This window comes from Superficieibacter electus (assembly GCF_002915575.1).
GTDB classification, from domain to species: domain Bacteria; phylum Pseudomonadota; class Gammaproteobacteria; order Enterobacterales; family Enterobacteriaceae; genus Superficieibacter; species Superficieibacter electus.
Genome location: NZ_PQGD01000008.1, coordinates 1 through 20103, shown reverse-complemented (window position 1 = coordinate 20103; position 20103 = coordinate 1). Strand labels below are relative to the sequence as shown.

The following is a 20103-nucleotide window of genomic DNA, read 5'->3' as shown; positions in this document are numbered from 1 at the left end:
ACAGCTTTTTATCCCGCCAGCGCGGTACTTCCGGTAAGAAAAAAAGAGAAGTTTTACGAATTTATAATTGCATACAAAATCGCCGTAATTTATTAACTGCATGATATTTAAGGTAATTTATTTATAAGAAGCCTTCCAGGCTGCGATTCATTGATCCAGGACAGAGGATTGGTCAAAGTTTGGCCTTTCATCTCATGCAAAAAATGCGTAATATACGCCGCCTTGCAGTCACAGAGTGGTTATTTCTTAACTCATGCGTATCGGACATTACCAGCTCAGAAATCGTTTGATCGCAGCACCGATGGCTGGCATTACCGACAGACCATTCAGGACGCTGTGCTATGAGATGGGAGCAGGGTTAACCGTTTCCGAGATGATGTCCTCCAACCCGCAGGTTTGGGAGAGCGACAAGTCCCGTTTACGGATGGTACACATTGATGAGCCAGGGATTCGCACCGTGCAAATTGCCGGCAGCGATCCTGAAGAGATGGCCGGAGCCGCGCGTATTAACGTGGAAAGTGGCGCTCAGATTATTGATATCAATATGGGCTGCCCGGCGAAGAAGGTGAATCGGAAGCTTGCAGGTTCTGCCCTGCTACAATATCCGGATGTGGTGAAGTCTATCCTGCTCGGTGTTGTAAAGGCGGTGGATGTTCCTGTCACGCTAAAGATTCGTACCGGATGGGCTCCGGAACACCGTAACTGCACAGAGATTGCCCAACTGGCTGAAGACTGTGGCATTCAGGCTCTGACTATTCACGGACGCACCCGCGCCTGCTTGTTTAACGGAGATGCTGAGTACGACAGCATTCGGGCAGTTAAGCAGAAAGTTTCCATTCCGATTATTGCGAATGGCGACATTACTGACCCGCTTAAGGCCAGAGCTGTTCTCGACTATACAGGGGCGGATGCCCTGATGATAGGCCGGGCAGCTCAGGGAAGACCCTGGATCTTTCGGGAAATCCAGTACTATCTGGACACTGGGAAGCTGCTGCCCCCTCTGCCGCTGGCAGAGATCAAGCGCTTACTTTGCACGCATGTTCGGGAACTGCATGATTTTTATGGTCAGGCAAAAGGGTACCGAATTGCGCGTAAACACGTCTCCTGGTATCTTCAGGAGCACGCGCCAGATGACCAGTTTCGGCGCACATTCAACGCCATTGATGATGCCAGCGAACAGCTGGAGGCGTTGGAGGCATACTTCGAAAAACTTGCCTAAACAGAAATAAAGAGCTAACAGAACTATGTTCGAACAACGCGTAAATTCTGACGTACTGACCGTTTCTACCGTTAACTCTCAGGACCAGGTAACTCAAAAACCCCTGCGTGACTCGGTTAAACAAGCACTGAAGAACTATTTTGCTCAACTGAATGGTCAGGACGTTAATGACCTCTACGAGCTGGTACTGGCTGAAGTAGAACAGCCCCTGTTGGACATGGTGATGCAATACACCCGTGGCAACCAGACCCGTGCTGCCCTGATGATGGGCATCAACCGTGGCACGCTGCGTAAAAAATTGAAAAAATACGGCATGAACTGATACTAATCAGTTAACTGCTTGTTTTAAAAGGCGCTCTTCGGCATGGGGAAGCGCCTTTTTTATTGGCATTATGATGACGGCATCCCTCCATAACGCGTGATAAGTAAAGAACTCATCTTCTTCTTTCTCTGCCTCTTTTTTCATGTATATTGCCAGCACTTTCCTCCCCACTATCAGGACAGCGCAATGATTCGTAAATACGGATGGCTGGTGTTATTCGCCATTTTTGTCTTCATTTTTGACGCCCTGGTTGTGCAGTGGATTGAATGGCTGATGACGGAAAACGCGAAGTGCAGGAACATGGACTCCGTCAACCCATTGAAACTGGTAAACTGTAGCGACATCTGACGCCAGTCTTATTGAATTGAGCAACGTTTTCCGCATAAAAAGCACGGATTTAAAACACTTTGCGCTATCTCAGGACAGTGGTAATGTCTTGCCCCCTTACAACAGGTATTGCCTGAACGTTCCACTGCGGATGAGTTTAAGACATGATGCCGGTTAACCACTACGATCAAATCCTCGTTGTTGTCTCCTTTATTGTTGCCATTCTGGCCTCATACACTGCCCTTAATATGGCAGGGAGAGTGTCAGATGCCTCCGGGAAAGTGACCTACGTTTGGCTAATTGGCGGTGGTTTCGCAATGGGAACGGGCATCTGGGCAATGCACTTCATTGGTATGCTGGCGATGGAACTTGCCATGAACCAGCGTTACGATCCCGCGTTGACCGCGTTTTCGCTAGCTATTGCCATTAGTTCCTCTCTTTTTGCCCTCTGGCTGGTCAGCGCCGAGCGGTTACAGCTTCGTCGTCTGCTTCCGGGTGCGTTGATAATGGGAACCGGCATCGTGACCATGCATTACACCGGCATGGCCGCCCTCCAGGTTTCGCAGCCTATTGTCTGGGATTTATTCTGGGTAGGTGTTTCGGTGTTGATTGCGATGTTGGCCTCGCTGGTCGCGCTCTGGCTTACCTTCAGACTGCGTCGCGAGGCCCAGCAGATTGCCGTTCTACGTGCCGGTGCCGCGTTAATCATGGGTGTTGCGATAGCAGGCATGCACTATACCGGCATGATGGCCGCTCATTTTTCAGCACATACGCATACGTTGAATCAGGGTATGAATGGAAACTGGCTGGCTGTGCTGGTCAGCGTAATGGCGCTGGCCATTCTTGCGATTACGCTTATCGTTTCAATGCTGGATGCCCGGTTACAGGCGCGCACCTCTTTATTGGCTTCCTCGCTGGCGCAGGCTAATCGTGAGCTGGCGGAAATGGCGCTTCATGACACACTCACTCGCCTGCCTAACCGCATTTTGCTTCAGGACCGCCTGGAGCAGGCTATTAATAAAGCCGACCGCGAAGGGTCGTCATTTGCTCTGCTGTTTATGGATTTGGATGGTTTTAAGAATGTGAATGATGGTTATGGGCATGACACTGGTGACCAGTTACTGGTGGAGGTGACTGCCCGCTTGCGCACCATCCTGAAAGGTCAATATACCCTTGCCCGAATCGGCGGTGATGAGTTTGTACTGCTTGCAGAGAGCAAAACACCCGAAGAAGCGGCCTCTCTGGCAAGCGCACTGGTCAGCGTGATTGATCGGCCATTCAATCTGGAACCGTATGAAATTATGGTGACGCTTAGCGTGGGCATCACCCTCTACCCTTACGATGGTAAAGATGAGCGTGAGCTGATGTTTAATGCAGATGCCGCGATGTATCACACCAAACATATGGGACGTAACGGCTATCATTTTTTCCAGCCGTCAATGAATCAACTGGCCCAGACGCAACTACAGCTGATGAATGACTTATGGCAGGCACTGGAACGTAAAGAGCTGCGTCTCTATTATCAGCCTAAATTTCAGGCTCCGGCAGGCCCGGTCATCGGTTTTGAAGCCCTGTTGCGCTGGCAGCATCCGAAACAGGGACTTTTAATGCCTGAAATTTTTTTGCCGCTGGCAGAAAAAACCGGGCTCATTGTTCCTGTCGGCAATTGGGTGATTGACGAAGCCTGCCGACAGTTGAGTGAATGGCGCGTACAGGGTAATACCCGTTGGTCGGTGGCAGTCAATCTTTCACCACTACAGTTTGAGCAATCGGCGTTGGTGAAGACAGTGATGCAGAGCCTTGCTCGTCATGCCGTACCGCCTGAGATGCTGATACTGGAAGTAACGGAAACCACGGCGATGAGCAATCCGGATGAAAGTGTGCGCATACTCACTTCTCTCACGCAACTGGGTGTCAAAGCCTCAATAGATGATTTTGGTACCGGTTACTCCAGCCTGCTTTACCTTAAGCGACTGCCTGCCAGTGAACTGAAAATTGATAAAGCCTTTGTCAACGAGCTTAGCGGCGAGGGAGAAGACGTCACCATTGTCTCGGCTATTGTCGCGCTGGCAAAAACGCTGGGTCTTAAGGTCGTTGCAGAGGGCGTAGAAACCGAAATGCAGCAACGTTTTTTGACAGAGCTGGGATGTAATACCTTACAAGGTTTTTTGCTCGGCAAACCGATCAGCGCAGATGCCGTGCTGGCGTTTGCCGAAGAGCTGAAATAGCGGTGACCTCACGACGATTCCCTTTTCAACAGGCTACCGATGCTTCGCGCAAAATTTGACCGGGCTTCGCTGTTACCGCCAGCATAATATTATCCACTAACGTTGGTGCATGCTGATACAGGTCAAATTTTTCCGGAGCCATTAGCCAGTTTTTTATTACCCCACTAAAGAAACCATGTAACATAATTAATACAACATTAAGATCAACTTCCGTCGGAAGTGAGCCTGATGTCACTGCTTCTTTTAACACCGCGCGTACATGCTCATGACTAAAACCAATTTTCTTACGGATTTCATCCTCTGGCATCATTTCGTCAATAAATTCACATCTGTGATACAAAATTTGCATTAATGCGCGCAAACGTGAATCCGCTGCAATATATTGCAAAGCAATAACAAACTGGTTACGTAAATGTAGCAGCGGACTGAGATGAATATCCTCTTTTGTTTGGTGATAAATGATATCTCGCAAGGGAGCCTGCTGCTCCCAGATAGCATTAAAAATATCAATTTTGCTATTGAAGTGCCAATAGACCGCGCCACGTGTGACGCCAGCGGCATCAGCGATATCCGTCAGGGTGGTGTTTGCCACTCCATGCTGTGCAAACTGTTCAATCGCTGACTCGATCAGCATCTGTCGGGTCTTAAGTGCTTCTGCTTTTGTTTTCCTTGCCATAGGATCTCGCCCTCAGCACAACGACTAAATGGCTGTATAAGGGTATTAATTTTTACGTATTAATAAGCATTATTAACGATCATGAGTATAATATTTACATAAAAAGTGGCAAAGAAAAAATAATTTTAGGGAATGTATTTCCCATTTATATTCATGCCATCAATATAAAATAACAATCTACTAATTCCCCCTTCATTTACTCATCGTTTTTTTGCCTTTATGTGCCGTGGACAGCCTCAATAAATAAGTATCTCTTACATCCAGTGATGATTATTTGTAGGATAACCCCCTGTTTTTTTATTAAGCATTTTCTTTCACCGATTTTCGGCGAATTCTGGTTTTCGGTTTTTAAGGAACAGCAATGACGATCCACGCCAGGACTACACTCCTTTCCAGTCTATTCATTTCTGCTACGTTACTTGCAGCATGTGATGATAAAGGGAATCAACAGCCGACGTTACCGGCTCCCCAGGTCACAGTTCATGTCGTGAAAAGTGCCCCCCTGACAGTGACAACTGAATTGCCGGGTCGTACCTCCGCATTTCGTATTGCCGAAGTTCGTCCGCAAGTGAGCGGCATCATTCTGTCACGTAATTTCACTGAGGGCAGCGACATCACTGCCGGGCAATCGCTCTATCAGATTGATCCTGCGACTTACCAGGCCGCCTGGGATAGTGCCAAAAGCGATCTGGCAAAAAGTGAAGCGGCTGCGACTATCGCGCACCTCACGGTGAAACGCTATGTTCCGCTACTGGGCACTAAATACATCAGCCAGCAGGATTATGATCAGGCGGTAGCGAATGCACGTCAGGCGGATGCCAGCGTACTGGCCGCTAAAGCGGCAGTCGAAACCGCACGGATTAACCTGGCCTATACCAAAGTGACTTCACCCATCAGCGGCCGCATCGGTAAATCTTTCGTAACCGAAGGTGCGCTGGTCACGAATGGTCAGGCAAACGCCCTCGCCACCGTCCAACAACTCGATCCGATTTACGTTGATGTGACGCAGTCCAGCAACGATTTTATGCGCCTTAAACAGGCCAGTTTGCAAAAAGGGAATGAGGCCAGCAGCGTTGAGCTGGTAATGGAAAATGGCCAACCTTACGCGGAAAAAGGCAGCCTCCAGTTCTCTGACGTGACGGTTGATGAGAATACGGGCTCTATCACTCTGCGTGCTATTTTCCCCAATCCTCAGCATCAGTTGCTGCCGGGGATGTTTGTGCGCGCACGCATTGATGAAGGTGTGCAACCCAATGCCATTCTGGTGCCACAACAGGGCGTAACCCGCACCCCTCGCGGAGATGCCACCGTACTGCTCGTGAACAGCGAAGACAAAGTTGAGCTGCGTGATGTTACAGCTTCGCAGGCCATTGGTGATAAATGGCTTATCAGTGATGGCTTAAAAGATGGTGACAAGGTTATTGTCAGCGGTCTGCAAAAAGCAGAGCCGGGAGCCACCGTGAAAGCCATCCCAGAAGAAACTGCGGTTAAAGCAGCACAATAAGGTGACCGCACATGGCTAACTTTTTTATCAGACGACCTATTTTTGCATGGGTACTGGCTATCATTCTGATGATGGCAGGCGTCATGGCAATCTTACAGATGCCTGTTGCGCAGTATCCCACTATCGCACCGCCAGCGGTTTCCGTCTCGGCAACCTATCCAGGTGCCGATGCGCAAACGGTTCAGGATACCGTAACGCAGGTTATCGAACAGAATATGAACGGTATCGATAACCTGATGTACATGTCCTCCACCAGCGACTCTGCGGGTGGCGTGACCATTACCCTGACCTTTAACTCAGGGACAGACCCTGATATCGCGCAAGTTCAGGTGCAGAATAAGCTGCAACTCGCGATGCCGTTGTTACCTCAGGAGGTTCAGCAACAGGGAATTTCAGTCAAAAAATCCACCAGCAGTTTCCTGATGGTGGCAGGCTTTGTGTCTGATGATCCCAATGTTACTCAGGAAGATATTTCTGACTACGTAGCGTCAAACGTAAAAGATCCGCTTAGCCGACTCAATGGCATTGGCGATGTTCAGCTGTTTGGTGCTCAGTATGCAATGCGTATCTGGCTGGATGCCAACTTGCTGAACAAGTATCAACTGACGCCGGTTGATGTTATCAATCAGCTTAAAGTGCAGAACGATCAAATTGCCGCAGGCCAGCTTGGTGGCGCGCCTGCCGTTAAAGGGCAGCAACTAAACGCTTCCATTATTGCTCAAACACGGCTTAAAGACCCCGAAGAGTTTGGAAACGTGACGTTGCGGGTCAATGCCGATGGCTCCATAGTGCATCTGAAGGATGTTGCACGCATTGAGCTTGGCGGCGAAAACTATAACACTATCGCCCGTATCAATGGCCGTCCGGCGACAGGGCTTGGTATTAAGCTGGCAACAGGTGCGAATGCGCTGGATGCGGCGGCCGCCGTAAAAAGTAAACTGGCCGAACTGGCACCCTTTTTCCCGCATGGGGTGAAAACGGTTTATCCTTATGACACGACTCCCTTCGTACAAATCTCTATTCGCGAAGTGGTTAAGACGTTGTTTGAGGCAATAGTTCTGGTGTTCCTGGTGATGTATCTGTTCTTGCAGAACATCCGCGCGACCTTGATCCCAACCATCGCGGTTCCGGTCGTATTGCTGGGTACATTTGCTATCCTCGACGCCTTTGGTTTCTCAATAAACACGCTTACGATGTTCGGCATGGTTCTGGCGATAGGACTCCTTGTGGATGACGCTATCGTGGTGGTCGAGAACGTTGAGCGTGTGATGCACGAGGAACATTTGCCCCCCAAAGAGGCGACGGAGAAATCCATGTCGCAAATTCAGGGCGCACTGGTCGGGATTGCCATGGTATTGTCCGCCGTGTTTGTGCCGATGGCGTTTTCCGGTGGCTCCACTGGCGCTATCTATCGCCAGTTCTCCATTACGATCGTGTCGGCCATGGCCCTTTCAGTGCTGGTGGCAATGATCCTGACGCCAGCGCTTTGCGCCACGTTGCTTAAACCTGTTTCACCAGAAAAGCACGGTCACCAGGGCGGTTTCTTTGGCTGGTTTAACCGCCTGTTTGATGGCAGTGTAAACCACTATACCGGCAGTGTTAGCGGTATTGTCCGCAGAAGCGGTCGTTATCTACTTATCTACCTGCTGATTGTCGTTGTTATGGGAGCGCTGTTTTTACGTCTGCCGACATCCTTCCTGCCAGATGAAGATCAGGGCGTCTTCCTGACCATGGTCCAGCTCCCTGCCGGCGCTACGCAGGAACGCACCCAGAAAGTCATGGATCAGGTGACAAATTATTATCTGAACAATGAGAAAGCGAACGTTGAAAGTGTGTTCACCGTTAATGGCTTTAGCTTTAGTGGCCAGGGCCAGAACGCGGGGATGGCGTTTATCAGCCTGAAACCGTGGGAAGAGCGTAACGGTAAAGAGAACAGTGCCCAGGCGGTGATTGGCCGCGCAATGCGGGCGCTCAGCCAAATCCGCGACGCGCGGGTCATTCCGTTTAATATGCCGGCCATTTCAGAACTGGGAACCGGAACGGGCTTTGACTTTGAGCTTATCGATCAAGCTGGCCTCGGTCATAATGCATTAACCCAGGCGCGTAATCAGCTGCTGGGTATGGCAATGCAGCATCGGGACACGCTGATCAATATGCGCCCCAACGGTCTGGAAGATACGCCGCAGTTTAAGCTGGATGTCGATCAGGAAAAAGCACAGGCGCTCGGCGTTTCGCTGTCTGATATCAATGAAACAGTCTCCTCTGCACTAGGTGGAACCTACGTAAATGACTTTATCGATCGCGGTCGGGTGAAGAAGGTTTACGTGCAGGCCGAGGCTAAATTCCGCATGTTGCCGACGGATATCAATAATCTGTATGTCCGCAGCGCCAACAACGAGATGGTGCCCTTCTCCGCCTTTAGTACCTCACACTGGAGTTACGGTTCTCCGCGCCTTGAGCGTTATAACGGCCTGCCTTCCATGGAAATTGTTGGCGAACCAGGGCCTGGTAAAAGTTCTGGTGACGCCATGGCGCTAATGGAAAGCCTGGCGGCGAAACTGCCTGCCGGGATCGGTTATGACTGGACTGGCCTGTCTTATCAGGAAAGACTATCCGGCGATCAGGCACCGGCGCTGATTGCGCTGTCAATGGTCGTGGTATTCCTGTGTCTGGCGGCGCTTTATGAAAGCTGGTCAATTCCCTTCTCGGTAATGCTGGTAGTACCATTGGGGATTGTTGGCGTGCTGCTGGCAGCAACATTCTTCGATATGAGCAACGACGTTTACTTCAAGGTCGGGCTGCTGACAACCATCGGCCTTTCGGCGAAAAACGCCATTCTGATCGTCGAATTTGCCAAGGAGCTGATGGAAAAAGAGCGTAAAGGCTTGATCGAGGCGACCATTGAATCCGCTCGCATGCGCTTACGGCCTATTCTGATGACCTCACTGGCCTTTATTCTTGGCGTATTGCCCCTGGCAAAAAGCAGCGGTGCCGGTAGCGGCGCGCAAAACGCGGTGGGGATCGGGGTCATGGGAGGGATGATCTCTGCAACATTACTGGCCATTTTCTTTGTGCCCGTTTTCTTTGTGGTGATCCGTGGCTGGACAACACGCCGGACGAAGTAAATAAAAGGATCTGTCCTGGTCGCAAGGCCAGGACATTACTCTTCAAAGATGTTGCCTCTTTTATTAACCTCCCAAGACCTGACGCCGCTGTCGGCTTAACTTGCGGTATTGCTGCGGGGACATGCCGGTATATTTATTGAAGGTACTGTAAAAGCGACTACTGGAGCAAAAGCCTGCGGTATACGCAATATCCAGAATGGTTTTATCGGTATCGCACAATAACGCGCGTACATGATTAATACGCATCGCTGTAATATATTGCTTCATCGTCAGTTGCATAACGCGCTGGAAAATGCCCATTGCATAATGCGGATTTAGCTTTACATGCTCAGCAACGTCGTTAATCGTCAGCATATGGTCATAATTTTCTGCGATAAAACCCAACATTTGACTGACGTAAAATTGCGCATGCCGTGAGACGCTATTTCTGTGGGTACGCGACGTTTTATTGACCAGGATCGGTTGCCAGCCTGAGAACGTCAGACGTTTCAGCATCAGGCCTATTTCATCAATAACCAACTGGTGAACTTGTGTGTCCGGGCTGGCCAGCTCCTGTTGCCAGCGTCGAACTTCAAAAGCACTCAGTTGCTGAGCGGCCAGCGACTTAATGACCATTCCGTGCGTCACGTGATTTATTAGCTCCCGGTCAAGCGGCCAGGAAAGAAAAAGGTGCATTGGCAAATTAAAAATTGCCATATTACGGCAATTACCCGGTCGGGTAAGTTGGTGAGGGGTGCAGGCCCAGAAGAGCGTGATATGTCCCTGCTTGATTTGTACCACTTCATTATTGATCAGGTATTCTACATCACCATCAAAGGGAACATTAACCTCTACCTGCCCGTGCCAGTGACTTGAGGGCATGGCGTCTGGCGTCCGTAATTCAATGTCCATCCCTTCATACACAGAGTAGACGGCCAGCGGGCTACGATTCTGCTTTTCGTCTTTACTACACATAAATGGCTTGAACGGTATCGGTAACGTATCCATCGTCATTCCTTATCCTGAACGCTCAGAACCAGGCCACCCTGCAAATCCAATGAGATGCGGCAGTTAACCGCTTCCTGACAGCATAACGCTATTCTCATTCCAGATGCTGTGCTTTTTTGCGTATTTTATCCCATAAAGTCAGATATTGCGCAGGAGAACGCTTAATCTGAACTTTTGGGAATGTCCGGGAAGAAAGACGGAGGTTTCCGGCGATCGCGAATGACACCATGTTTGTATTTAGCACAGTACGGAGATTCATGATGCCTACCGCAAAAAATAACTTTTCACGACACAGGCGCTACGTGTTTTTTGAAAAATACTCGCGGGATATTTATAACGCCATGAGGTCAACACACCATTACAAAGTACCGCTTTCTTAACTTTCAGCTCCCGGATTTCATTATGAGTTCAGTGTGAAGGCAAAGCATTATATTAGGGGAAGAAGCTATGTCTGGTTCAATATTACGTTTGGAAAGCGCTACAACAGATGTCGTCATAAAAACGCACCCTTTTGCGGAAATTATTTACTGGGGACCCCATATTCAGAATTTTGCAGCTCAGGACGTGGTGATGTTCGATCGTCCGCTGCCGAATAGCGGCCTTGATGTAGATGCCCCGCTGACGTTAATGGCTGAAATAAGTTATGGGCTTTTTGGCTCACCGGGAATTGAAGGTCACCGTCAGGGGCTGGATGGTTCACCTTTATTTACCACCACCAGCGCAGTACACAGCGATCAAAAAATTAATATTATCAGTGAAGATCAGCAGGCTGGCTTACGGCTAAACAGTGAAATCCAGCTGGATAATAGTGGCGTATTACGGGTTTGCCATGGGTTAACTAACCTGCATGCCGATCCCTGGCAGGTGGATCGTTTCGCCGTAACATTGCCTGTTGCCGGGCGAGCCAAAGAAGTGATGGCTTTTCATGGCCGCTGGATACATGAGTTCCAGCCACACCGTCTGACACTTGAACACAATAGCTTTGTGCTGGAAAACCGCCGTGGTCGTACATCTCATGAACATTTTCCCGCCCTGATTACGGGCAGCGCGTCCTTCAGTGAAATGCAAGGCGAAGTGTGGGGTGTTCATCTTGGCTGGAGCGGAAATCATCGCCTGCGCGCCGAGGTGAAAACTGACGGCCGTCGTTATTTACAGGCCGAAGCTCTATATTTACCGGGCGAAATGGCGCTTGCCCAGGGAGAAACGCTATGGACGCCGTATCTTTATGCCAGTTATTCCGGGCACGGCCTGAATGGCATGAGTCAGCAGTTCCATCGCTATTTACGCGAGCAAATTATTCATTTCCCGGGTGATAAACCGCGTCCAGTTCATCTTAATACCTGGGAGGGGATCTATTTTAATCATGATCCCCATGACATTATGCGTATGGCGGATGAAGCCGCCGCGCTCGGTGTGGAGCGTTTTATTATCGATGATGGCTGGTTTAAAGGTCGCAATGACGATTGGGCGGCACTAGGTGACTGGTATGTCGATGAGAAGAAATACCCTGATGGCCTGATGCCCGTTATTCAGCACATTAAATCATTAGGCATGGAATTTGGCATCTGGGTTGAACTGGAAATGATTAACCCTGATTCAGATTTGTATCGTGCCCATCCTGAGTGGGTATTATCCCTGCCGGGATACCCTCCGCTTACCGGGCGTCATCAGTACGTACTGAATCTGAATATTCCGCAGGTTTTTAATTATCTGCTGGAGCGGATGAGCTGGCTATTGGGTGAGCATCCTGTCGACTACATAAAATGGGATATGAATCGCGTGCTGGTACAACCGGGGCATAACGGAAAGGCTGCTGCCGATGCCCAAACCCGTCAGTTTTATCGGCTACTGGATATCCTTATTGACCGTTTCCCGCATGTTGAATTTGAAGCCTGCTCATCGGGAGGTGGACGTATAGATTATGAAATTTTGAAACGCAGCCACCGATTCTGGGCCTCAGATAATAATGATGCACTTGAGCGCAATACCATTCAGCGTGGAATGAGCTATTTCTTTCCGCCGGAAGTGATGGGCGCACACATCGGCAGCGATTGTTGCCATGCCACTGGCCGTCAACACACTATTTCATTTCGCGGATTAACTGCCCTGTTTGGTCATATGGGACTGGAACTGAATCCGCTGGTTGCCAATGAGCAGGAACGTGAAGGCTATCGAAAATATTCCGCTTTATATAAACAATGGCGCGGATTAATCCATCACGGCGTGTACTGGCGCGTGGATATGGCGGACAACTCGACGTTAGTGCACGGTGTGGTAAGTAAAGATCAGCATCAGGCATTGTTCATGGTAAGTCAATTGGCAATGCCAGATTATTCCTTTACAGCGCCGTTAAACATCCCTGGTCTTGACCCTAACGCGCGCTATCAAATCTCATTATTGGATCATGCAAATATTCAGTTAATAGGTAAAGGCGGGCATACCATGCACAAATTACCTGAATGGCTAATCACTCCTCAAACAGCCAGTGGTGAATGGTTACAAAAAGCAGGAATAACTCTCCCCATCCTTGATCCAGAGAGTGCCATATTGATTGGTTTACAACGGTTATAAACACGATGGGCCGCTTATTAAGGCCCTTCAGGGAGGATATTATGAGCATTACTAATAGTCATTATATGCATAATCCCAATTTTTGGTTGTTTGGGTTCTTTTTCTTTATTTACTTTTTTATCATGGCTACCTGTTTCCCATTTCTACCTATCTGGTTATCAGATGAAGTAGGCTTGAGTAAGACAGATACTGGCATCGTTTTTTCCAGCCTGTCACTGGCGGGGATTTGCTTCCAGCCAATACTGGGATTTATTTCTGATAAACTGGGCCTGAAAAAAAACCTGATGTGGATTGTAGCCATCGCCCTCGTTTTTATTGCGCCTTTTTTTCTGTACGTTTTTGCACCATTATTAAAAGTCAGCATCTGGTTAGGCGCACTAAGTGCCGGCCTGTACATCGGTTTTGTCTTTTCCGCAGGTGCCGGGGCGATGGAAGCATATATTGAGCGTATCAGCCGCCACACTGGCTTTGAATATGGCAAGGCCCGAACCTTTGGTTGCCTGGGTTGGGGGCTTTGCGCCACCACGGCAGGTTTTTTATTCGGTATCAACCCTGATTATGTATTCTGGATGTGATCGGCTGCCGCTATCGTGCTATTAATATTGGTTGCAATAGCGAAACCACAAGCCAACCTGAGCGAGGCGACGAGCGCGAAAACCGATCGCCCAGCCGTCGATTTGAAAACAGTAGGACGCCTGTTCTGCGATCGTAAACTGTGGATGCTAATGCTATATGTGATAGGCGTCTCCTGTATTTATGATACCTACGATCAGCAGTTTGCCACTTTTTTCAAATCATTCTTCGCCACACCCGCTGAAGGCAACCGCACTTTTGGCCTGGTCACTACCGCTGGTGAGGTTTGTAGCGCAATAGTCATGTTCTGCTCTCCATGGATTATTAATCGTATAGGCGCAAAGAATACGTTATTGCTGGCAGGGCTGGTCATGACCACCAGAATGATAGGCTCATCACTGGCAACAAACGAAATTGAAATTATCGCGCTGAAAATGCTCCACGCACTTGAAGTGCCGTTTATCTTAATTGGCATATTTAAATATATTACTGGTGTATTTAATCCCTTATTGTCAGCCACAATTTATCTGGTAGGTAATCAGGTTGCGTCTAAGATTGCATCGATTTTCATGTCCTCTTTTGCCGGTAGTATGTACGATAAAATTGGCTTCCAGCATACTTATATGATTTTCGGCTGTATTGCGCTAACCTTTACAGTAATATCAGCATTCACCCTCACGAAATGTAATAAAAACCAGGCTGAAATTAATCCGGCTATAAACGTGTCATAATTATTACCGGACGATACTTAAATCATTTAAGTTGCAGCTATGTAACGGAGGTCCAACGTAGCGACAGCCTGAAGGATGAAGAGAATATAATCGATATTACATTACGGCCCTCTATGCCGTATGAGCCGCTGAGGCGAGCTGCTTTTCTGGCTCGCACTCAGTCATTCGGGATTTATGCACTGACAGGATGACTGTGCTGGCAAACTCAGATTACCTTTACCCCCGGGTAAACGCCCGCTGTGAGCGTTGGTTAGCCTAACACCGTTCAACGCTTCCCAGGACGCTCTTTCACACTCTTACCAAATGGTAGTTTTCTGGCAGAGGTCATCCCGCTTCCATCTTTTCTCCATACTGCTCCGGTTCAGGCGTATTTCTCTCCATAATATTTACACTACAAATAATTTGAGAATATTCACTCGTCACAAATTTCACGCCGGATGGTAAAATTCTTTTAACGCCCGATGCCGTAATTACCCGGCGCTGAACGTGGCTTTATTAGAGGTAACACCATGAAAAAACTTATTTCCGTTGCACTGCTGGCCACCTTTCTCGCGGGCTGTGCACATGACTCGCCTTGCGTACCAGTCTATGACGATCAGGGTCGGCTGGTGCATACCAATACCTGCATGAAAGGCACCACTCAGGATAACTGGGAAACCGCAGGTGCTATCGCTGGCGGAGCCGCCGCACTGGCGGGCCTGACGCTGGGTATTGTGGCGTTAACGAAATAACACATCGTACAGCGCGGATCGGTCCGCGCTGTCTTCTTAAAGCATCCTGCTGTCCCTGCCCAATTTTATAGCAACGTTATATTCACGCACATTATCACCTGATATCTGCCTCTCATTTCTGGATCTTTTTTGCTCCACTTTGTGGCATACGTTTTATTTTCGCACCAGACCGGGGCGCTAAAACGTATTTTCTGCTTCTACACTCAGCCTGATGCGTTCGCGAAACCGCATTCTCAGCGCACGCAAAACTGGCACTACCTTTGCTTTATTAAGTATGGCCACAGCCACAGGCCGGGTATAGCGCTGTCCCGGACGCCTCTCTATAACGATAAATTTTCGTCACACAGGATGCTTTATGAAAAAAATGATGTTAGCCAGCCTGGCCACTGCCAGTATGCTTCTTGCATTTACCGGTCAGGCTCACGCGGGTGCCACTTTTGATGCTGTTAAAAAGAAAGGTTTCGTACAGTGTGGGATTAGTGATGGTTTGCCGGGTTTTTCTTATGCAGATGCTGACGGGAAGTTTACCGGTATTGATGTAGACATCTGTCGGGGCGTTGCCGCCGCGCTGTTTGGCGACGACAGTAAAGTGAAATATACCCCGCTGACGGCGAAAGAACGTTTTACCGCCCTGCAATCGGGCGAAGTCGATATGTTATCCCGCAATACCACCTGGACTTCATCACGCGATGCGGGCATGGGGATGGCCTTTACCGGCGTCACGTATTATGACGGTATCGGCTTCCTGACGCATAACAAGGCTGGCCTGAAAAGCGCTAAAGAGCTGGATGGCGCAACGGTGTGCATTCAGGCCGGTACGGATACTGAACTGAACGTGGCGGATTATTTTAAATCCAACAATATGAAATACACGCCCGTCACTTTCGATCGTTCGGATGAGTCTGCCAAAGCGCTGGAATCAGGCCGTTGCGATACGCTGGCTTCCGACCAGTCACAGCTTTATGCATTGCGCATCAAGTTAAGTAACCCTGCCGAATGGATCGTCCTGCCTGAAGTGATCTCGAAAGAGCCTCTGGGTCCGGTTGTACGTCGCGGTGATGATGAATGGTTTGCGGTTGTCCGCTGGACGCTGTTTGCCATGTTGAATGCAGAAGAGATGGGCATTACATCGAAGAACGTCGATGAAAAAGCCGCTAACCCCGCAACACCGGATATGGCGCATCTGCTAGGTAAAGAGGGCGATTACGGCAAGGATCTGAAGCTGGATAATAAATGGGCCTACAACATCATCAAGAAAGTCGGTAACTATGCCGAAGTGTTTGAACGCAATGTGGGTGCCGAAAGCCCGCTGAAAATTAAACGCGGTCAGAACAACCTCTGGAATAACGGCGGCATTCAGTACGCGCCACCGGTACGTTAAGACAGTGCGATGTAACGGGCACCGCTGCGGCGGTGCCCAGTCCAGAGTCAGAGTAACAGAGGTTTGCTTATGTCCCATCGCCGCCCAGCCGTAAAAGGATCGTGGTCCTTTTCTAACCCTGCGGTTCGTGCCTGGCTATTCCAGATCCTCGCGATAGTCGCTGTCGTCAGCATCGCGGTGTATTTAATTCATAACACCATAACCAACTTAAATAATCGTGGTATTACCTCGGGCTTTGCCTTTCTTGATCGCAGCGCCGGGTTCGGTATTGTCCAGCATCTTATTGATTATGAACAGGGTGATACCTACGGGCGGGTATTTCTTGTCGGCCTGTATAACACGTTGCTGGTTTCTGCGCTGTGCATCGTTTTCGCCTCTTTTTTAGGTTTTTTTCTTGGGCTTGCCCGCCTGTCTGATAACTGGTTACTGCGTAAAATTTCTACCGTTTATATTGAGACGTTCCGCAATATTCCACCGCTGCTGCAAATTTTCTTCTGGTATTTTGCCGTGCTGCGTAACCTGCCGGGGCCGAGGCAGGCGGTTAGCGCATTCGAACTGTTTTTTCTGAGCAACCGGGGATTATATATTCCGGCTCCACAAATGGGTGAAGGGCTGGGAGCGTTTGTCGTGGCCCTACTGCTCGCCGTTGTCCTCGCGGTTGGACTGTATCGCTATAACAAGGCACATCAGCGTAAAACCGGGCAACTGCGCCGTTCCTGGCCAGTCATTCTGGCTGTGCTTATTCTGTTGCCGCTGCTTGCTCAAACCGTATTTGGCGCGGCATTACACTGGGATGTACCACAATTACGCGGCTTTAACTTTCGTGGGGGCATGGCACTCATTCCGGAACTGGCGGCACTTACGCTCGCACTGTCGGTCTATACTTCCGCGTTTATTGCCGAAATTATTCGCGCGGGTATTCAGGCGGTGCCGCATGGTCAACATGAGGCTGCACGCTCTTTGGGTTTGCCAAACCCAGTTACTCTGCGCCAGGTGATCATTCCTCAGGCGTTACGGGTGATTATTCCGCCGCTGACCAGTCAGTATCTCAATATTGTCAAAAACTCGTCGCTTGCCGCTGCCATTGGCTATCCGGATATGGTGTCTCTTTTTGCCGGTACGGTGCTTAATCAGACCGGCCAGGCCATAGAAACCATCGCTATTACCATGTCGGTTTATCTGATTATCAGCCTCATTATTTCTCTGCTGATGAATATCTATAACCGTCGCATTGCGCTGATTGAGCGTTAAGGATTGGGAATGACAAAAGCATTGCTGTCTCATCCTCCGCGTCGGGGCAACACCAGCGGGGGTCCACTCATTGCGTGGGTGCGGAAAAATCTATTTTCAAGCTGGTCGAATAGCCTGCTGACAATCGTATGTCTTTGGCTGATGTGGGAGTTGATTCCGCCGTTAATAAACTGGGCATTATTGCAGGCAAACTGGGTCGGAACCACGCGGGCAGACTGTACAAAAGCGGGGGCGTGCTGGGTGTTTATTCATCAACGCTTCGGACAGTTTATGTACGGACTTTATCCGCACGATCAGCGCTGGCGTATTAACCTGGCTCTGATCGTTGGTCTGCTTTCCGTTGCCGTTATGTTCTGGAAGGGAATGCCGCACCGTGGCCGATACATCGCGGTCTGGGCGGTAATTTACCCGCTTATCGTCTGGTTCCTGCTCTATGGCGGTTTTGGCGGGCTGGAACGAGTGGAAACACGGCTTTGGGGTGGGCTGACACTGACGCTGATTATCGCCTCCGTCGGCATCGCCGGGGCCTTGCCGCTGGGTATTCTTTTGGCGCTGGGAAGACGATCGACGATGCCAGTGGTACGCATACTGTCAGTCATTTTTATTGAGTTCTGGCGCGGCGTGCCCTTAATTACCGTTCTGTTTATGTCATCGGTCATGCTGCCGCTGTTTATGGCAGAAGGAACCAGCATTGATAAGTTAATCCGCGCACTGGTGGGGGTGATCTTATTCCAGTCAGCCTATGTAGCTGAAGTGGTTCGCGGGGGCTTGCAGGCGCTGCCGAAGGGACAATATGAAGCCGCAGAGTCGCTGGCGCTTGGTTACTGGAAAACGCAGGCATTAGTCATTATGCCTCAGGCATTGAAGCTGGTTATTCCAGGCCTTGTTAACACCATTATTGCGTTATTTAAGGATACCAGTCTGGTGATCATTATCGGCCTTTTCGATCTGTTTAGCAGCGTGCAACAGGCTACGGTTGATCCCGCCTGGCTTGGGATGTCGACGGAAGGATATGTCTTTGCCGCAATGATCTACTGGATCTTTTGTTTCAGCATGTCGCGCTATAGCCAGCATCTGGAGAAGCGCTTTAACACCGGGCGTACACCGCACTGAGGATTTTATGAGCCAAATTACAATGCAACCTGCCGACGCGATGATTACGCTGGATAATGTTAATAAGTGGTACGGTCAGTTTCACGTTTTAAAAGACATCAATCTGAAGGTTAAACAAGGTGAGCGTATCGTTCTCTGTGGCCCTTCTGGCTCCGGGAAATCAACGACGATTCGCTGTATTAATCATCTGGAAGAGCATCAACAGGGAAGGATCGTTGTTGATGGTATCGAGCTTAATGACGATATTCGCAATATTGAAAAAGTACGTCAGGAAGTTGGTATGGTGTTCCAGCACTTCAATTTGTTTCCTCATTTAACCGTATTACAGAACTGTACTCTGGCCCCAATTTGGGTACGTAAAATCCCCAAAAAGGAAGCGGAAGCGCTGGCGATGCATTATCTGGAGCGCGTGCGAATAGCCGAGCACGCACATAAGTTTCCCGGACAAATTTCGGGTGGCCAGCAACAGCGCGTGGCTATCGCTCGTTCACTGTGTATGAAGCCTAAAATAATGCTGTTTGATGAGCCAACCTCAGCACTTGATCCAGAGATGGTAAAAGAGGTGCTGGATACCATGATTGGACTGGCACAGTCAGGTATGACAATGCTTTGTGTGACACATGAGATGGGCTTTGCGCGTACCGTTGCGGATCGCGTGATATTCATGGATCGCGGGGAGATCGTTGAGCAGGCTGCGCCGGAGGAATTTTTTGCCCGACCTAAATCTGAGCGGACACGGGCATTTTTGTCTCAGGTTATTCATTAAGTTTTTGTCGGGCCCGGTAGACCTTTGTGTACCGGGCCTGAGCGGCGCAGTAACGGTTTATCAAATTATCGCCCGGCTAACTGATACTCTGAATGCAAAAAGGCCATCCTTGCGGATGGCCTTTTCACTTAATTGATGTCTGGCAGTTCCCTACTCTCGCATGGGGAGACCCCACACTACCATCGGCGCTACGGCGTTTCACTTCTGAGTTCGGCATGGGGTCAGGTGGGACCACCGCGCTACGGCCGCCAGACAAATTCTTTTCTTAGCGCCGAACTTTAACCTTAAAACTGGTGCTGATACCCAGAGTCGAACTGGGGACCTCACCCTTACCAAGGGTGCGCTCTACCAACTGAGCCATATCAGCACACTTAATTTGATGCCTGGCAGTTGATGAATCACTTTGTGATTCACCCTTCGGGCCGTTGCTTCGCAACGTTCGAAAGCTTTCGCTTTTGTCCCACTCTCTGTCGAGTAGTGAACTGCCTCAAAGGTCAGTGCCATACTGCTTAATTTGATGCCTGGCAGTTCCCTACTCTCGCATGGGGAGACCCCACACTACCATCGGCGCTACGGCGTTTCACTTCTGAGTTCGGCA

15 protein-coding genes, 1 tRNA gene, 2 rRNA genes and 1 pseudogene are annotated in these 20103 nt (G+C 49.5%); 13 read left to right on the top strand and 6 right to left on the bottom strand.

Annotation, left to right across the window (positions count from 1 at the left end; all coding sequences use genetic code 11):
- The first annotated feature begins 253 nt into the window (after nt 1-253).
- Nucleotides 254-1219, top strand: coding sequence for a tRNA dihydrouridine synthase DusB (gene dusB, locus CHU32_RS11105; RefSeq protein WP_103675594.1), 966 nt, complete (start codon nt 254-256; stop codon nt 1217-1219).
- A 25-nt stretch (nt 1220-1244) separates the two neighbouring features.
- Nucleotides 1245-1541: a DNA-binding transcriptional regulator Fis gene (fis, locus tag CHU32_RS11100; RefSeq protein WP_000462905.1), complete on the top strand. Its 297-nt coding sequence runs from the start codon at nt 1245-1247 to the stop codon at nt 1539-1541.
- A 6-nt stretch (nt 1542-1547) separates the two neighbouring features.
- Here the strand turns inward: fis and CHU32_RS28240 are convergent, their stop codons facing one another.
- Nucleotides 1548-1685 (bottom strand): hypothetical protein, encoded by a 138-nt coding sequence (locus CHU32_RS28240; protein ID WP_176691642.1) that lies wholly within the window; start codon nt 1683-1685, stop codon nt 1548-1550.
- Nucleotides 1686-1727: 42 nt separating this feature from the next.
- On the opposite strand from CHU32_RS28240, the gene CHU32_RS11095 reads away from it, so the two are divergent.
- Nucleotides 1728-1889 (top strand): DUF2556 family protein, encoded by a 162-nt coding sequence (locus CHU32_RS11095; RefSeq protein WP_103675593.1) that lies wholly within the window; start codon nt 1728-1730, stop codon nt 1887-1889.
- A gap of 146 nt (nt 1890-2035) precedes the next feature.
- On the top strand, nt 2036-4096 hold the full coding sequence (locus CHU32_RS11090) for a putative bifunctional diguanylate cyclase/phosphodiesterase (RefSeq protein ID WP_103675774.1): 2061 nt from the start codon (nt 2036-2038) through the stop codon (nt 4094-4096).
- A gap of 25 nt (nt 4097-4121) precedes the next feature.
- On the opposite strand, the gene envR is transcribed toward CHU32_RS11090, so the two are convergent.
- Nucleotides 4122-4772: an acrEF/envCD operon transcriptional regulator gene (gene envR, locus CHU32_RS11085; protein ID WP_103675592.1), complete on the bottom strand. Its 651-nt coding sequence runs from the start codon at nt 4770-4772 to the stop codon at nt 4122-4124.
- 361 nt (nt 4773-5133) lie between these two features.
- Here envR and CHU32_RS11080 point away from each other — a divergent pair, with 361 nt between their 5' ends.
- Nucleotides 5134-6276, top strand: coding sequence for an efflux RND transporter periplasmic adaptor subunit (locus tag CHU32_RS11080; protein WP_103675591.1), 1143 nt, complete (start codon nt 5134-5136; stop codon nt 6274-6276).
- Nucleotides 6277-6287: 11 nt separating this feature from the next.
- A complete protein-coding gene (locus tag CHU32_RS11075; RefSeq protein ID WP_103675590.1) occupies nt 6288-9401 on the top strand; it encodes an efflux RND transporter permease subunit in 3114 nt (1037 codons plus the stop codon).
- A gap of 63 nt (nt 9402-9464) precedes the next feature.
- Here the strand turns inward: CHU32_RS11075 and melR are convergent, their stop codons facing one another.
- On the bottom strand, nt 9465-10394 hold the full coding sequence (melR, locus tag CHU32_RS11070) for a transcriptional regulator MelR (RefSeq protein ID WP_103675589.1): 930 nt from the start codon (nt 10392-10394) through the stop codon (nt 9465-9467).
- 441 nt (nt 10395-10835) lie between these two features.
- On the opposite strand from melR, the gene CHU32_RS11065 reads away from it, so the two are divergent.
- The 7 genes and pseudogenes from CHU32_RS11065 to CHU32_RS11035 all read left to right on the top strand — a co-directional run bounded on the left by CHU32_RS11065 (nt 10836) and on the right by CHU32_RS11035 (nt 19505).
- Nucleotides 10836-12959: an alpha-galactosidase gene (locus CHU32_RS11065; protein ID WP_103675588.1), complete on the top strand. Its 2124-nt coding sequence runs from the start codon at nt 10836-10838 to the stop codon at nt 12957-12959.
- A gap of 41 nt (nt 12960-13000) precedes the next feature.
- Nucleotides 13001-14263, top strand: a pseudogene (locus CHU32_RS11060) (oligosaccharide MFS transporter).
- A gap of 509 nt (nt 14264-14772) precedes the next feature.
- A complete protein-coding gene (locus CHU32_RS11055; protein WP_103675587.1) occupies nt 14773-14994 on the top strand; it encodes a putative periplasmic lipoprotein in 222 nt (73 codons plus the stop codon).
- 355 nt (nt 14995-15349) lie between these two features.
- A complete protein-coding gene (locus CHU32_RS11050; RefSeq protein ID WP_103675586.1) occupies nt 15350-16375 on the top strand; it encodes an amino acid ABC transporter substrate-binding protein in 1026 nt (341 codons plus the stop codon).
- A gap of 69 nt (nt 16376-16444) precedes the next feature.
- Complete coding sequence (locus CHU32_RS11045) at nt 16445-17626, top strand: amino acid ABC transporter permease (protein ID WP_103675585.1); 1182 nt, start codon at nt 16445-16447, stop codon at nt 17624-17626.
- Between the two features lie 9 nt (nt 17627-17635).
- On the top strand, nt 17636-18739 hold the full coding sequence (locus CHU32_RS11040) for an amino acid ABC transporter permease (protein WP_103750847.1): 1104 nt from the start codon (nt 17636-17638) through the stop codon (nt 18737-18739).
- A gap of 7 nt (nt 18740-18746) precedes the next feature.
- Nucleotides 18747-19505 (top strand): amino acid ABC transporter ATP-binding protein, encoded by a 759-nt coding sequence (locus CHU32_RS11035; protein ID WP_103675583.1) that lies wholly within the window; start codon nt 18747-18749, stop codon nt 19503-19505.
- 137 nt (nt 19506-19642) lie between these two features.
- Here the strand turns inward: CHU32_RS11035 and rrf (CHU32_RS11030) are convergent.
- The 3 genes from rrf (CHU32_RS11030) to rrf (CHU32_RS28925) form a co-directional block, all read right to left on the bottom strand.
- Nucleotides 19643-19758 (bottom strand): 5S ribosomal RNA (gene rrf / locus CHU32_RS11030).
- Nucleotides 19759-19796: 38 nt separating this feature from the next.
- Nucleotides 19797-19872 (bottom strand) — tRNA-Thr (locus tag CHU32_RS11025).
- 152 nt (nt 19873-20024) lie between these two features.
- A 5S ribosomal RNA gene (gene rrf / locus CHU32_RS28925) occupies nt 20025-20103 on the bottom strand; the annotation flags it as partial.